Here is a 12,877-nt window from a genome sequence, read left to right as displayed (position 1 = left end):
GGTCTCCAGGCAAGAGGAAGAGGGGAAACAACGGCAACGGGCAACGGACGCCGAAGCTTAGAGGATGACGCAGCACCGGACGGCGCCATGTCGGAGGGCACCGCGCGGGCGCGGCGGCCTCACTCGCGGCGCGCGAGCAGGTCGGTGAACAGGCGGTGCTCGCACTCGGGATCGGAGCACTTGTCGCAGGACCAGGTCCAGCCTTCGCCCGCCGTGGCCGCGCCGCGGTCGGGCACCACGGCATCGCGTCCGCCGTCGCGCAACAGGCCGCCGCGGTCGGCCACGCTCTGGATCGCGCGCCAGGCGCCGGCCAGCCGTTCGCTGCCGCTGCCATGCACCACGGTGTAGGCCACGCCCGCGCTGGCGAGCGCGCGGCGCACCATCGCGTCGACCGGCTCGCGCACGTGCGGGCCGTCGCGCATTTCGTCGGCCACCCAGGGCAGGTCGAGCGCGGTCAGCAGGGTGATCGCGCAGCGCTGCTGGGCCGCGAGCGCATCGGGGTAGAGGGTGGTGTCGGCGAACAGCAGCTCGCTGTAGACGGCGGTCATGACGGCCGTGGTGTCGGCCACCGCCACGCCGAGCGCGGCCGCGGCATCGATGCGGCGGGTCTGCTCCTCGGCGATGGCCTGCTGCTCGTCGGCACGCGGCGTGCGGCCTTCGCGCTCGCACCATTCGCGCAGGTATTCGCCGACGAAGGTGGCGTGGATGCCGCGCTCGTTCATGCGCTGCACGAGGGCGCGCGCGAGCTCGGTCTTGCCGGTGCTCTCGGCGCCGAGCAGCGCGACGATGCAGCCGGTGGGCAGCACGGGCGTCATGCGGCGGCCGCCTTCGGCAGCCGCTGGCGCCAGGCCAGGTAGCCGGCCACGCTGAGCGCCGCGAACACGGCGTACAGCCCGACCGTGAGCCACAGGCCCTTGTGGACGAAGAGGCCGATGCTGACCAGGTTGACGGCCAGCCACACGACCCAGTTCTCGATGAACTTGCGCCCGAGCAGGAACTGCCCGACCAGGCTCAGGCCGGTGGCGAAGCCGTCCCACCAGGGCACGTCGGTGTCGGTGAAGCGGCGCAGGAAGAGGGCGACCGCGGGCCAGGCCAGCGCGCAGGCCAGCAGCGCGAGCGCGAGGCCGCGGCGCGAGAGACGGCTCACGCGCAGCGCCGAGCCGTCGGCCCGGTGGCCGCGCAGCCATTGCAGCCAGCCCCAGAAGGCGACGACCGCGAAGAAGACCTGCAGCGAGGCGTCGCCATAGATCTTCGCCTGCGCGAACACGCCCACGTAGAGCAGCGAGCTGACGAGCGCGAGCGGCCAGCCCCAGTGGATCTCGCGCATGTTGCAGCCGACCATGGCCAATGCCAGCACGGCGGCCACGCATTCGAGCCAGGTGACGGGAGAGCCCCAGAGCGCGAAGGCGGGGGCGGAGAGGAGTTCGGGCATCAGTTGGAGGGCAGGCTGCGCGGTGCGAATGCACCGAGCGCCGCCGGGCCGCCCCAAGGCGCGAGCGGCCCCCTCGGGGGGCAGCGAGGACACGCAGTGCCGAGCGTGGGGGCCATTCAGTGGGCGATCTGGACGAAGACCTCGTTGGGCTTGACCATGCCCAGCTCCTGGCGGGCACGTTCCTCGACCATCTCGAGGCCGTCCTTGAGGTCGTTGACCTCGGAGGCCAGCCGCTCGTTGGTGATGGCGGCCTTGGCGTTCGAATCCTTCTGCGAGGCCAGCTTGGCCTGAAGCTGCGCCACGTCGCGCACGCTGCCGCGCCCGTTCCACAGCTGCCACTGGAGGATGGCCAGCAGCACGAGCAGGACGATGGGAGGAATGAAGCGCGCGCGCATGGTCCGCGGACTTTACCCGCGCTCCCCGCACGGCCCGCCGGGGACGGCGCAGCGCCGATCCGCGAAATGCGGAAAAAGCGGCAATGCGCGCGGCTCTTCGGGCCGGGGAGGGGGCATCACTTGAGGTTGTAGAACGCGCCGCGGCCCGGGTAGACGGCGATGTCGCCGAGGTCTTCCTCGATGCGCAGCAGCTGGTTGTACTTGGCGATGCGGTCCGAGCGCGAGAGCGAGCCGGTCTTGATCTGGCCGGCGTTGGTGCCCACGGCGATGTCGGCGATGGTGCTGTCCTCGGTCTCGCCCGAGCGGTGCGAGATCACGGCCGTGTAGCCGGCGCGCTTGGCCATCTCGATCGCGGCGAAGGTCTCGGTCAGGGTGCCGATCTGGTTGATCTTGATCAGGATCGAGTTGGCGATGCCCTTCTCGATGCCTTCCTGCAGGATCTTGGTGTTGGTGACGAACAGATCGTCGCCCACCAGCTGCACGCGCTTGCCCAGGCGTTCGGTCAGGTGCTTCCAGCCGTCCCAGTCGCCTTCGTGCATGCCGTCTTCGATGCTGATGATCGGGTACTTGTCGACCCAGGTCGCGAGCATGTCGGTCCAGTTCTCGGCCGACAGCGAGAGGTTCTCGCCAGACAGCACGTACTTGCCGTCCTTGTAGAACTCGCTGGCGGCGCAGTCCAGGCCCAGCGCGATCTGCTCGCCGGCCACGTAGCCGGCCTTGTCGATGGCTTCGAGGATCAGCTGGATCGCCGCTTCGTGGCTCTCGACGCTCGGCGCGAAACCGCCTTCGTCGCCCACGGCGGTGCTGATGCCGCGGTCGCCCAGGATCTTCTTGAGCGCATGGAACACCTCGGCACCGTAGCGCACGGCTTCGCGGAAGCTCGGCGCGCCCACGGGGATGATCATGAACTCCTGCAGGTCCAGGCTGTTGTTGGCGTGCGCGCCGCCGTTGATGACGTTCATCATCGGCACCGGCATCTGCATGCCGCCCATGCCGCCGAAGTAGCGGTACAGCGGCAGGCCCGATTCCTCGGCGGCCGCGCGGGCCACGGCCATCGACACGGCCAGCGTGGCGTTGGCGCCCAGGCGGCCCTTGTTGTCGGTGCCGTCGAGGTCGATCATCGTGCGGTCGAGGAAGGCCTGTTCGCTGGCATCGAGGCCGAGCACGGCTTCGGAGATCTCGGTGTTGATGTTCTCCACCGCCTTGAGCACGCCCTTGCCGAGGTAGCGCTTCTTGTCGCCGTCGCGCAGCTCGATGGCTTCGCGCGAACCGGTGGATGCGCCCGAGGGCACGGCCGCGCGGCCCATGGTGCCCGACTCGAGCAGCACGTCGCACTCGACGGTGGGATTGCCGCGGCTGTCGAGGATCTCGCGGCCGACGATGTCAACGATTGCACTCATCTTCTTTTCTTTCTCCAGTAAAAACGGATCACAGACCTTCGACGACGATCATGCGCATGATCGCGGCACCCTGGCGCGCCTCGCGCGCCTTGCCGTATTCGGGCGAGCTGTCGAACGTCTTCGCGGCCTCGACGCTCGGGAACTTGAGGATCACGATGCGCTGCGGCGCCCAGTCGCCCTCGAGCACCTCGACCTTGCCGCCACGCACGCAGACCTCGGCGCCATGCGCCTGCATGGCGGCGGTCGACCACTTCTTGTACTCCTCGTACTGGGTCGGATTGGTCACCTCGACGTTGGCGATGATGTAGGCACTGGTCATGCCACTGCCTTCAGCGTCTTGCCCGCATTGCCGGCGCCCTGGCCCTTGTGGTCGAGCGCGGCCTTGATGAAAGCGTTGAACAGCGGATGGCCGCTCCACGGCGTGGACTTGAACTCGGGGTGGAACTGCACGCCCATGAACCAGGGATGCACGTCCTGCGGCAGCTCGACGATCTCGGTCAACTGCTCGCGCTGCGTGAGCGCGGAGATCACGAGGCCGGCCTTGCGCAGCTGGTCGAGGTAGTTGACGTTGGCTTCGTAGCGATGGCGGTGGCGCTCGGTGACCACGTCGCCGTAGATGCTGTGGGCCAGCGTGCCGTCGGTCACGTCGGAACTCTGCGCGCCCAGGCGCATGGTGCCGCCGAGGTCGGACTTCTCGTTGCGCACCTTGATCGTGCCGTCGGCGTCCTTCCACTCGGTGATCAGCGCGATCACGGGGCAGGAGGTCTCGGGGTCGAACTCGGTGCTGTTGGCATCGGGCAGGCCGGCCACGTGGCGCGCGTACTCGATGGTGGCGACCTGCATGCCCAGGCAGATGCCGAGGTAGGGCACCTTGCCTTCGCGCGCGAAGCGGGCCGCGAGGATCTTGCCCTCGACGCCGCGCTGGCCGAAGCCGCCAGGCACGAGGATGGCGTCGTACTTGGCCAGGCGCGAGACGTCCTGCGCGGTGATGGTCTCGGAGTCGACGTAGTCGATCTTCACGCGCGCATGGTTCTTCATGCCGGCGTGGCGCAGCGCCTCGTTGAGCGACTTGTAGCTGTCCGACAGGTCGACGTACTTGCCGACCATGGCGATCGCCACTTCCTGCTGCGGATGCTCGACCTCGTAGACCAGTTCGTCCCAGCGCGTGAGCTTGGCCGGCGGCGTGTTGATGCGCAGCTTGTCGCAGATCAGGCCGTCGAGGCCCTGCTCGTGCAGCATGCGCGGCACCTTGTAGATGGTGTCCACGTCCCACATCGAGATCACGCCCCATTCGGGCACGTTCGAGAACAGCGAGATCTTGGCGCGCTCGTCGTCGGGGATCGGGCGGTCGGCGCGGCACAGCAGGGCGTCGGCCTGGATGCCGATCTCGCGCAGCTTCTGCGCCGTGTGCTGCGTGGGCTTGGTCTTGAGCTCGCCGGCGGCGGCGATCCAGGGGACGTAGCTCAGGTGCACGAAGGCCGAATTGTTCGGGCCCATGCGCAGGCTCATCTGGCGCACGGCCTCGAGGAAGGGCAGCGACTCGATGTCGCCCACGGTGCCGCCGATCTCGACGATGGCCACGTCGACCTCGTGCGCGGTGCCGATGCCGGCGCCGCGCTTGACGTATTCCTGGATCTCGTTGGTGATGTGCGGGATCACCTGCACCGTCTTGCCGAGGTAGTCGCCGCGGCGTTCCTTCTCGAGCACGGTCTTGTAGATCTGGCCGGTCGTGAAGTTGTTGGCCTTGCGCATGCGCGTCGTGATGAAGCGCTCGTAGTGGCCGAGGTCGAGGTCGGTTTCCGCACCGTCGTCGGTGACGAACACCTCGCCGTGCTGGAACGGCGACATCGTGCCGGGGTCGACGTTGATGTAGGGATCGAGCTTGATGAGGGTGACTTTGAGGCCGCGGGATTCGAGGATCGCGGCCAGCGAGGCGGAGGCGATTCCCTTGCCGAGGGAAGACACCACACCACCGGTGACGAAGACAAATTTGGTCATGCCAGTTCCGGACGCAAGGACCGGGCAGTGGGAAATTGAGATTATAGGTGTGCCCCCGGCGACACCCGGCGCGGGTGGACACTGTTACCTCGCCCGGCGCGGGACATCGGGGCCGCGGCGAACGACCGTTCGCCCCAGGGCGCGGCGGGGATGCGCGGGTCATTACACTCCGCCCCACCATGCAAGACCTCGCCGGCAAACACATCGTTCTGGGACTCACGGGCGGCATCGCCTGCTACAAATCGGCCGAGCTGTGCCGGCTGTTCGTGAAGGCGGGGGCCACGGTCCAGGTCGTCATGACCGAGTCGGCCGAGCAGTTCATGACGCCGGTGACGATGCAGGCGCTCTCGGGCCGCCCCGTCTACACCTCGCAGTGGGACGCGCGCGAGCCCAACAACATGCCGCACATCAACCTGAGCCGCGAGGCCGACGCGATCGTGCTCGCGCCCTGCAGCGCCGACTTCATCGCGCGCCTGGTGCAGGGCCGCTCCGACGAGTTGCTGAGCCTGCTGTGCCTGGCGCGCCCGCGCGACCGCGTGCCGCTTCTTCTCGCGCCCGCCATGAACCGCGAGATGTGGATGCATCCCGCGACCCAGCGCAACCTGGCGCAGGTGGCGGCCGACGGCGCCACCGTGCTCGGCGTGGGCAACGGCTGGCAGGCCTGCGGCGAGACCGGCGACGGCCGCATGCTCGAGCCGGCCCAATTGCTGGAAGACATCACCGCCTTCTTCCATCCCAAGCTGCTCGCGGGCCAGCACCTGCTGGTGACGGCCGGGCCGACCTTCGAGGCGCTCGATCCGATCCGCGGCATCACCAACCATTCGTCGGGCAAGATGGGTTTCGCCATCGCCCGCGCCGCGCGCGAAGCCGGCGCCGAGGTCACGCTGGTGGCCGGGCCGGTGCACCTGCCGACGCCGCGCGGCGTCACCCGCATCGACGTGCGCTCGGCGCAGGAGATGCTCGCGGCGACCGTCGGTGCATCCTCGCGTGCTAGCGTTTTCGTAGCAACGGCGGCGGTCGCCGACTGGCGCCCCGCGACCCAGAGCGACCAGAAGATCAAGAAGGACGGCAGCGGCAAGACCCCGGTGCTCGAGTTCGTCGAGAACCCCGACATCCTGCTGACCGTGGCGCGCAGCGAGCGCGCGCAGGCGAAGAAGCTGTTCTGCGTGGGCTTCGCGGCCGAGAGCGAGAACCTCGTCGCGCATGCCAAGGCCAAGCGCGAGCGCAAGGGCATCCCCTTGCTGGTGGGCAATATCGGCCCGCTGACCTTCGGCCAGGACGACAATGCGCTGCTGCTCGTGGACGCCGATGGCGTGCGCGAACTGCCTCGCGCGCCCAAGCTCACGCTGGCGCGCGAGCTCATGACGGAGATCGCGGCGCGGCTGCCCGACTGGAGGGTCTGATGAAGGCTGAATGGAACACCCCGCCCAATGGCGACTTCGTGCGCTATGTCGAGGGGCTGACGGCCCAGGCCGCGAGGAACCTCGGGCGCGGCCAGACGGACGTGACCGGCGAGCACGGGCTCGACGTCGGCATGACGCCGAGCGCGGGGCCGGGCGCGGTGGTGCCGCCGGCGCAGGCCCGCGCGCGCGCCGCGGCCGCCAAGGCCGCCAAGTCCGAATCCGCGCAGGGCGGACCCTTCGGCGCGCTCACCAAGCCCCTGCTCGGCGCGGCCGGCGTGGCCTTCGTGATCCTGTGGTCGATCGGCGTGCCGATCTACGTGCTGGTGGTGCTCGCCGGCCTGGCCTTCTGGTTCGCCGGCAAGTTCAAGTCGCTGGCCTTCCCCGGCGCCGCCAAGTGGCAGCAGGTGCTCGAGGAGGCGAACCGCCGCGGGACCGAATCTCAACAAGGAAAAGCAAGCAAGTGAAAGTCGACGTCCGCATCCTCGATCCCCGCATGGTGGAGCAACTGCCCACCTACGCCACGCCCGGCAGCGCGGGGCTCGATCTCAGGGCCTGCATCGATGCGCCCGTCACGCTGGAGCCCAATGCCTGGCAACTGGTGGGCACCGGCATCGCGATCCACCTCGGCGACCCGGCCTACGCGGCGATGATCCTGCCGCGCTCGGGACTGGGCCACAAGCACGGCATCGTGCTGGGCAACCTGGTCGGGCTCATCGACAGCGATTACCAGGGCGAGCTCAAGATCAGCGCCTGGAACCGCAGCGACACGCCCTTCGTGCTGCAGCCGATGGAGCGGCTCGCGCAACTGGTCATCGTGCCGGTGGTGCAGGCGAAGTTCCATGTCGTCACCGAATTCGCGCCCACGCAGCGCGGCGAGGGCGGCTACGGCTCCACCGGCAAGCACTGACCGGGAGCTGACCGCGACGACCCGCAACCGCGCGCAACGGCGCGTATCGCGGCGGTAAAGAAAGGAACCTCGGAAGCGGGGCGGGGCTCACAGGTTTCAGCTTGTGTCCTTGCGTCATCGCCGTGGCAACTGCGGCGTTGAACACCCAGGCGGGTGCGCCGCTCATCACGGATGGCGCACCGTTCTTTCCGAGGAGCCTTTCAACATGAAGATCTCAATGCGCTTCGTTTCCGTCACCGCATCCGTGCTGGCCCTGGCCACGCTCACCGCCTGCGTGGCACCCGCACCGGTCTACCAGACCTCCCGCTATCCCTACCAGCCGCCGCCGCAGGCCGTGCCCTACCGCGAGGCCGCCTACGTCGAATACGGCCACGTGGCGAACATCGAGGTGCTGCGCAGCGAGACCGCCGGCACCGGCACCACCGGTGGCGGTGCCGTGGCCGGTGGCGTCATCGGCGGCGTGGTGGGCAACCAGTTCGGCCGCGGCAATGGCCGCGCGGCCGCCACCGCGCTGGGTGTGATCGGCGGCGCGCTGCTGGGCAACACCATCGAGGCGCAGCAGAACGGTCCGCGTGCCTACGAGAGCTATCGCATCTCGGTGCAGACCGACCGCGGCGGCTACCGTGCCTTCGACGTGCAGCACCCGGGCGACCTGCGCATCGGCGACCGCGTGCGCATCGACAACGGCCAGCTCTCGCGCATGTAAATCGGCATCGGTGCGTCGCGCCAGCCAAGGAAAAGCCGGGCAATGCCCGGCTTTGTCGTTGATGCGTCGAGGGACTCAGTGCAGCGTGTCGTTGCCCGGCGAGACCGGCTGCACCTTGAAGAAGGCCGTGCCCGCGGTGCCGCGGCCGATCTCTTCCTCGGTGGCTTCGCGCACCGAGCGCACGAGAATGTCGAGCCGGATCGCGATGCCCGCCAGCGGATGGTTGCCGTCGAGCACGAGGTGCTCGGGGTAGATCTCGGACACCGTGTACATCGCATCCTTCGGGATGTTCTCGCTCACGCCCGTGGGCAGCGCACTGCCCTCGAAGGTCATGCCCTCTTCGGTGCCCTCGGGGAAGAGGGCGCGCGGCTCGAGGAAGAGCAACTGGTCGTCGAAGTCGCCGAAGCCCTGTTCGGGCTCGACCTGCAGCTGGATGCGATCACCGGGCTCATGGCCCTGCAGGGCCGCCTCGATCACGTCGAACAGATCGTCGCCACCGATCAGGAATTCGACCGGTTCGTCGAGCACGTCCAGCACATCGCCGAGCGTGTCTTTCAGGGTCCAGGTCAGGCCGACCACGCATTGTTCAGAGATTTCCATTGCAGAATTCTCCCATGGAGATCACAACACCGCTGCCTCTGCTGGGCGGCCTGAGCGCCGCGCAGTTCATGCGGCGGCACTGGCAGAAGAAACCGCTGCTGGTGCGACAGGCGGTACCCGACATGGTGCCACCCATCGACCGTTCCGCGCTGTTCGCGCTGGCCGAACGCGAAGAGGTCGAATCCCGGCTGATCCGCCACGGCAAGACCGGTTGGAGCCTGAAGCACGGCCCGCTGCCACGTCGCTCGCTGCCCTCGCTGAAGCAGGCCGCCTGGACCCTGCTGGTGCAGGGCGTCGACCTGCACCACGAGGGCATCCATGCGCTGCTGCGGCAGTTCAGCTTCCTGCCCGACGCGCGGCTCGACGACCTGATGATCAGCTACGCGAGCGACGGCGGCGGCGTGGGCGCGCATTTCGACAGCTACGACGTGTTCCTGCTGCAGGCGCAGGGCCGGCGCCGCTGGTCCATCGGCAAGCAGGGCGACCTGCGGCTGCAGCCCGACGTGCCGCTCAAGATCCTCGAGCGCTTCGAGCCCGAGCAGAGCTTCGTGCTCGAGCCCGGCGACATGCTCTACCTGCCGCCGCGTTATGCGCACGACGGCGTGGCGGTCGGCGGCGACTGCATGACCTTTTCGATCGGGCTGCGCTCGCCCTCCGCGGGCGAGCTCGGCGCCGACCTGCTGGCGCGCATCGCGCAGGCCCATGCCGACGCGCTCGAGGACGCGGGCCCGTCGGCCGCCGTGCGCTACCGCGACCCCGCGCAACCCGCTGTCGAGGCGCCCGGCGCCATGCCCGCCGCGCTGCAGGCCTTCGCGCGCAAGGCGGTCGAGATGGCGCTGCGCGATCCCGACGCGATCGACCGCGCGCTCGGCGAATCGCTGACCGAGCCCAAGGCCAGCACCTGGTTCGACGAAGGCGGCGAGGTGCCCGACGCGCTGCATGCGGTGCGGCTGGACCGTCGCACGCGCATGCTCTACGACGCGCGCCATCTCTACATCAACGGCGAGAGCTTCCGCGCGGGCGGTGCCGATGCCACGCTGATGCGGCGCCTCGCCGACCGGCGCGCGCTCGGGCCGCGCGAGCTCGCGAAGGCCAGCGACGATGCGCTGTCGCTGCTGGCCGAATGGTGCGAGGCGGGCTGGCTGCATGCCGAGTGACACCGCGTTGCCGTCGCCGCTGCCCGAGGGCCGCTTCGACGGCCGCGAAGCGTTCGACGGGCTGCTGCGCACCGCGCTCGCATCGGCCGCGCGGGAGGGCTGGAAGGAGCTGATCCTCAGCGACCCCGACTTCGCCGACTGGCCGCTCGGCGAACGCGCGAGCATCGAGGCGCTGCAGGCCTGGTCGGCCAGCGGGCGCAGGCTGGTGCTGCTGGCCGAGCGCTTCGATGGCGTGGAGCGCCGGCATGCGCGCTTCGTCGGCTGGCGCCGCACCTGGGACCACATCGTCGAATGCCGTGCGCTGCGCGTGCCGCATGCGCAAGCCGGCAGCGGCGTGCCGAGCGCGTGGTGGACGCCCTCGTGGTTCCTGCATCGCATCGACATCGAGCATGGCCGCGGTCTCAGCGGTACCGATGCGCGCACGCGCAGCGCGCTGCGCGAGTCGATCGAGGAATGCTGGCGCCAGGCCCGGCCCGCCTTTCCCGCGAGCACGCTGGGCTTGTAAGCCAATGCCGCGAATCCCGCGGCCAGACACAAGAGGGACAGCATGCGGGTCTAGAATTTTTTTCGTCCCTCAAGACCTTCATTGCCAAAGGAGCCTTTTCATGAAGAAGACAACGTCCGTCCTGCTCGCCTCGCTGCTCGCCGCTTCCGCCCTGGTGGCCTGCGGCAAGAAGGAGGATGCGGCGCCCGCCGTGACCACGCCGCCGCCCGCGCCCGTGACCGAGCCGGCACCGGCCCCCGCGCCCGCCCCTGCCGCATCGGCGCCGTCGGCGGGTGCATCGGCACCCTCGGCGGCCGCATCGTCGGCACTCGATGCGGCCAATGCCGCGACCGAAGCCGCGAAGAAGGGCGAAGCGCCGAGCAAGTAAGCCGTCGCCGCACACGAAGCAAAGCCGCCTCCAGGGCGGCTTTCTTCATGCGGCTTTCAATCGCCTTTCAACTCAGACGTCGAGCCAGGGCGATCCCTCGGCCGCGTTCGCGGTCAGCATCTCGGCCTCGTCGCCGCCCAGGGCCTGCGCCATCAGCCGGCGCACGATCTCGGGCCGGTTGTTCTGCTCGCTCAGGTGCGCCGCGACCACGTGGCGCAGCCCGTCGTGCAGCAGTGCGCGCGCGATGTCCGCGGCGGCCTGGTTCGAGAGGTGGCCGTAGTTGCCGCCCACGCGCATCTTCAGGAAGGGCGGATAGGCCGAGTTGGCCAGCAGCTCGCTGTCGTGGTTGAACTCCAGCAGCAGCGAATGCGCGCCGGCCAGGCGTGCGAGCACGTGGGTTGTGGCATGGCCGAGGTCGGTCAGCACGCCGAGCGTGCGATGGCCGTCGGTGCAGCGCAGCTGCAGCGGCTCGCGCGCGTCGTGCGGCACGGTGAAGGGGTGCACCGAGAGTTCGCCGACCGCGAAGTCCTCGTCGTCGCGCGCGAGGCGCAGTTGCCCTTCGAAGTCGCGCGCGCCCGTGGCGAGCCAGGTGCCTTCGCTCATCCAGACGGGAATGCGGTTGCGCCGCGAGAGGGTGTGGGCGCAGCCGATGTGGTCGCCGTGTTCGTGCGTGACGAAGACGGCATCGATGTCGCTCGCGGCGAGCCCGGCGCGGGCCAGCCGCTGATCGAGCTGGCGGATGCCGAAGCCGCAGTCGATCAGGAGCCGGGAGGTGCGGCCGCCGCTGGTCGCCTCGACCAGCGCGGCATTGCCCGTGCTGCCGCTGCCGAGGCTTCGGAAGCGGAGCATGGAACTTACTTCAGGTCGTCGGCGATGACCTTGACGATGCGCTCGGCATTGGCCGAGGTCTCGGGCGCGCCGGCCTCGTTCTGCACCGACACCGTGCTGCTCTCGCCCTGGCTCTTGACCAGGATGCGGAACTTGAGCGGTGCCTCGGTCTTGCTCGAGCTGAACAGCTTGCCGAAGAAGCCGGGCTCCTTCTTGTCGGGGTTCGGCGGCACGTAGCGCACGAAGTAGACGCCGGCGCTGCGGTCACGGTCTTCGACGGTGAAGCCGGTGCGGTCGAGCGCGAGGCCGATGCGGCGCCATGCGCGGTCGAAGCCGTCGCTGAGCTGCACGATCGGCTGGCCGCCGACGTTGGACACGCGGGCAGTCTGCACCGGTGCCGCGGCGGCGGTGGCCGCGACCTGCTTGGCCTGCTCCTGCGAGACGCCGAGCTTGACCATCAGGCGGCGCAGGAATTCGGCCTCGAGTTCGGGGTCGGACGGACGCGGCTGCCAGACGGTCTGGTCCTGGCGCGTGTTGGTGTAGACCTCCTGCATGCCGCGATGGCTGATGTAGATCTCGGTGCCGGTGGGCGTGCGCTCCATGCGGGTGCGGAAGCGATCGAGTTCGCCGGTGGAGTAGATCGAGTCGACCAGCTTGCCCAGCGTGCCGCGGATGATGTCCTGCGGCAGCTTGGCGCGGTTCTCGGCCCAGTCGGTTTCCATGATGCCGAGGTTGCGCTGCTCGGTGGTCAGCAGGAAGCCGCTTTCCTGCCAGAAGTCCTTGACCGGATCCCAGAGCTGGTCGGGCGAACGGTTGACGACCAGCCAGCGTTGCGAGCCGGTGCGCTCCAGGCGCACGTCACCGAGGTTGGAGACGGCGGTGGGCACGCCCGGCGCGTTGGCAACGCCGGTCTGGTAGGCATTGGCGGTCACGGCGCCGCCGGGGATCGCGTAGCGGTTGTCGCGCGAGAGCTGCGACAGGTCGGGCGGCACTTCGAGCGTCGGGGCCTTGCCGGCGCTCTTGTAGTCGATCTTGTCGCTCTCGAGAACGGAGCAGGCGGCGAGGCTGGCGACGAGGGCCAGGAGTGCGAATCGCGAGAGGTACTTCAACGTCGTCTTCCTTGTTGGAATGGTTCGGTCAATCGATGGGCCGCTGTGCCCGCCCGTTCTGAGCTCGGTT

At 69.1% G+C, this 12,877-nt stretch carries 16 protein-coding genes; 7 read left to right on the top strand and 9 right to left on the bottom strand.

All coding sequences use genetic code 11. From position 1 onward, the window contains the following. Positions 1-119 precede the first annotated feature (119 nt). The 6 genes from ACODT0_RS28870 to pyrG form a co-directional block, all read right to left on the bottom strand. Positions 120-815: an AAA family ATPase gene (locus ACODT0_RS28870; protein ID WP_489042881.1), complete on the bottom strand. Its 696-nt coding sequence runs from the start codon at positions 813-815 to the stop codon at positions 120-122. Then, positions 812-1,432 (bottom strand): nicotinamide riboside transporter PnuC, encoded by a 621-nt coding sequence (gene pnuC, locus ACODT0_RS28865; protein WP_489042880.1) that lies wholly within the window; start codon positions 1,430-1,432, stop codon positions 812-814. Before pnuC ends, ACODT0_RS28870 begins: the two co-directional genes overlap by 4 nt. 116 nt (positions 1,433-1,548) lie before the next feature. Next, positions 1,549-1,827 (bottom strand): cell division protein FtsB, encoded by a 279-nt coding sequence (ftsB, locus tag ACODT0_RS28860; RefSeq protein WP_057595933.1) that lies wholly within the window; start codon positions 1,825-1,827, stop codon positions 1,549-1,551. Positions 1,828-1,943: 116 nt separating this feature from the next. Further along, positions 1,944-3,227, bottom strand: a complete 1,284-nt coding sequence (gene eno / locus ACODT0_RS28855) for a phosphopyruvate hydratase (protein WP_057595934.1) — start codon at positions 3,225-3,227, stop codon at positions 1,944-1,946. Between the two features lie 28 nt (positions 3,228-3,255). After that, positions 3,256-3,546 carry a DUF1330 domain-containing protein gene (locus tag ACODT0_RS28850; RefSeq protein WP_489042879.1) on the bottom strand — a complete coding sequence of 97 codons (291 nt, stop codon included), beginning with the start codon at positions 3,544-3,546 and terminating at the stop codon, positions 3,256-3,258. Continuing rightward, positions 3,543-5,225: a CTP synthase gene (pyrG, locus tag ACODT0_RS28845; protein WP_057595936.1), complete on the bottom strand. Its 1,683-nt coding sequence runs from the start codon at positions 5,223-5,225 to the stop codon at positions 3,543-3,545. Before pyrG ends, ACODT0_RS28850 begins: the two co-directional genes overlap by 4 nt. Before the next feature lie 179 nt (positions 5,226-5,404). On the opposite strand from pyrG, the gene coaBC reads away from it, so the two are divergent. From coaBC to ACODT0_RS28825, 4 genes are all read left to right on the top strand, one after another. Further along, positions 5,405-6,628 (top strand): bifunctional phosphopantothenoylcysteine decarboxylase/phosphopantothenate--cysteine ligase CoaBC, encoded by a 1,224-nt coding sequence (coaBC, locus tag ACODT0_RS28840; RefSeq protein WP_057595937.1) that lies wholly within the window; start codon positions 5,405-5,407, stop codon positions 6,626-6,628. After that, positions 6,628-7,092: a hypothetical protein gene (locus ACODT0_RS28835; protein ID WP_489042878.1), complete on the top strand. Its 465-nt coding sequence runs from the start codon at positions 6,628-6,630 to the stop codon at positions 7,090-7,092. The genes coaBC and ACODT0_RS28835 overlap by 1 nt, the downstream gene beginning before the upstream one ends. Then, positions 7,089-7,535 (top strand): dUTP diphosphatase, encoded by a 447-nt coding sequence (dut, locus tag ACODT0_RS28830; protein ID WP_057595939.1) that lies wholly within the window; start codon positions 7,089-7,091, stop codon positions 7,533-7,535. The genes ACODT0_RS28835 and dut overlap by 4 nt, the downstream gene beginning before the upstream one ends. A 205-nt stretch (positions 7,536-7,740) precedes the next feature. After that, positions 7,741-8,241 (top strand): outer membrane lipoprotein, encoded by a 501-nt coding sequence (locus ACODT0_RS28825; protein WP_057595940.1) that lies wholly within the window; start codon positions 7,741-7,743, stop codon positions 8,239-8,241. A 75-nt stretch (positions 8,242-8,316) separates the two neighbouring features. On the opposite strand, the gene ACODT0_RS28820 is transcribed toward ACODT0_RS28825, so the two are convergent. Continuing rightward, a complete protein-coding gene (locus tag ACODT0_RS28820; protein ID WP_422096542.1) occupies positions 8,317-8,841 on the bottom strand; it encodes an FKBP-type peptidyl-prolyl cis-trans isomerase in 525 nt (174 codons plus the stop codon). A gap of 14 nt (positions 8,842-8,855) precedes the next feature. Between ACODT0_RS28820 and ACODT0_RS28815 the strand changes: the two genes are divergently transcribed. From ACODT0_RS28815 to ACODT0_RS28805, 3 genes are all read left to right on the top strand, one after another. Further along, on the top strand, positions 8,856-9,998 hold the full coding sequence (locus tag ACODT0_RS28815; RefSeq protein WP_489042877.1) for a JmjC domain-containing protein: 1,143 nt from the start codon (positions 8,856-8,858) through the stop codon (positions 9,996-9,998). Beyond that, positions 9,988-10,503: a hypothetical protein gene (locus tag ACODT0_RS28810; RefSeq protein ID WP_296723718.1), complete on the top strand. Its 516-nt coding sequence runs from the start codon at positions 9,988-9,990 to the stop codon at positions 10,501-10,503. Before ACODT0_RS28815 ends, ACODT0_RS28810 begins: the two co-directional genes overlap by 11 nt. Before the next feature lie 100 nt (positions 10,504-10,603). Continuing rightward, the gene (locus ACODT0_RS28805) at positions 10,604-10,870 is read left to right on the top strand and encodes a hypothetical protein (protein WP_208513330.1); all 267 of its coding nucleotides are present in this window, start codon (positions 10,604-10,606) and stop codon (positions 10,868-10,870) included. Positions 10,871-10,942: 72 nt separating this feature from the next. Here ACODT0_RS28805 and ACODT0_RS28800 read toward each other — a convergent pair whose 3' ends face one another. Both ACODT0_RS28800 and bamC read right to left on the bottom strand, forming a co-directional pair. After that, positions 10,943-11,719, bottom strand: a complete 777-nt coding sequence (locus ACODT0_RS28800) for an MBL fold metallo-hydrolase (protein WP_057595396.1) — start codon at positions 11,717-11,719, stop codon at positions 10,943-10,945. A gap of 5 nt (positions 11,720-11,724) precedes the next feature. Further along, the gene (gene bamC / locus ACODT0_RS28795) at positions 11,725-12,807 is read right to left on the bottom strand and encodes an NlpB/DapX family lipoprotein (RefSeq protein WP_422096543.1); all 1,083 of its coding nucleotides are present in this window, start codon (positions 12,805-12,807) and stop codon (positions 11,725-11,727) included. Positions 12,808-12,877: the final 70 nt, after the last annotated feature.

The organism is Variovorax sp. FG153 (assembly GCF_057809595.1).
Note: the sequence above shows the minus strand (reverse complement) of the source record. Positions and strands in the feature narration are given on the sequence as shown.

Coding starts and splice junctions, on each gene's coding strand:
- ACODT0_RS28870 (WP_489042881.1), bottom strand. CDS start 815: ATGACGCCCGTGCTGCCCACCGGCTGCATCGTCGCGCTGCTCGGCGCC.
- pnuC (WP_489042880.1), bottom strand. CDS start 1,432: ATGCCCGAACTCCTCTCCGCCCCCGCCTTCGCGCTCTGGGGCTCTCCC.
- ftsB (WP_057595933.1), bottom strand. CDS start 1,827: ATGCGCGCGCGCTTCATTCCTCCCATCGTCCTGCTCGTGCTGCTGGCC.
- eno (WP_057595934.1), bottom strand. CDS start 3,227: ATGAGTGCAATCGTTGACATCGTCGGCCGCGAGATCCTCGACAGCCGC.
- ACODT0_RS28850 (WP_489042879.1), bottom strand. CDS start 3,546: ATGACCAGTGCCTACATCATCGCCAACGTCGAGGTGACCAATCCGACC.
- pyrG (WP_057595936.1), bottom strand. CDS start 5,225: ATGACCAAATTTGTCTTCGTCACCGGTGGTGTGGTGTCTTCCCTCGGC.
- coaBC (WP_057595937.1), top strand. CDS start 5,405: ATGCAAGACCTCGCCGGCAAACACATCGTTCTGGGACTCACGGGCGGC.
- ACODT0_RS28835 (WP_489042878.1), top strand. CDS start 6,628: ATGAAGGCTGAATGGAACACCCCGCCCAATGGCGACTTCGTGCGCTAT.
- ACODT0_RS28825 (WP_057595940.1), top strand. CDS start 7,741: ATGAAGATCTCAATGCGCTTCGTTTCCGTCACCGCATCCGTGCTGGCC.
- ACODT0_RS28820 (WP_422096542.1), bottom strand. CDS start 8,841: ATGGAAATCTCTGAACAATGCGTGGTCGGCCTGACCTGGACCCTGAAA.
- ACODT0_RS28815 (WP_489042877.1), top strand. CDS start 8,856: ATGGAGATCACAACACCGCTGCCTCTGCTGGGCGGCCTGAGCGCCGCG.
- ACODT0_RS28810 (WP_296723718.1), top strand. CDS start 9,988: ATGCCGAGTGACACCGCGTTGCCGTCGCCGCTGCCCGAGGGCCGCTTC.
- ACODT0_RS28805 (WP_208513330.1), top strand. CDS start 10,604: ATGAAGAAGACAACGTCCGTCCTGCTCGCCTCGCTGCTCGCCGCTTCC.
- ACODT0_RS28800 (WP_057595396.1), bottom strand. CDS start 11,719: ATGCTCCGCTTCCGAAGCCTCGGCAGCGGCAGCACGGGCAATGCCGCG.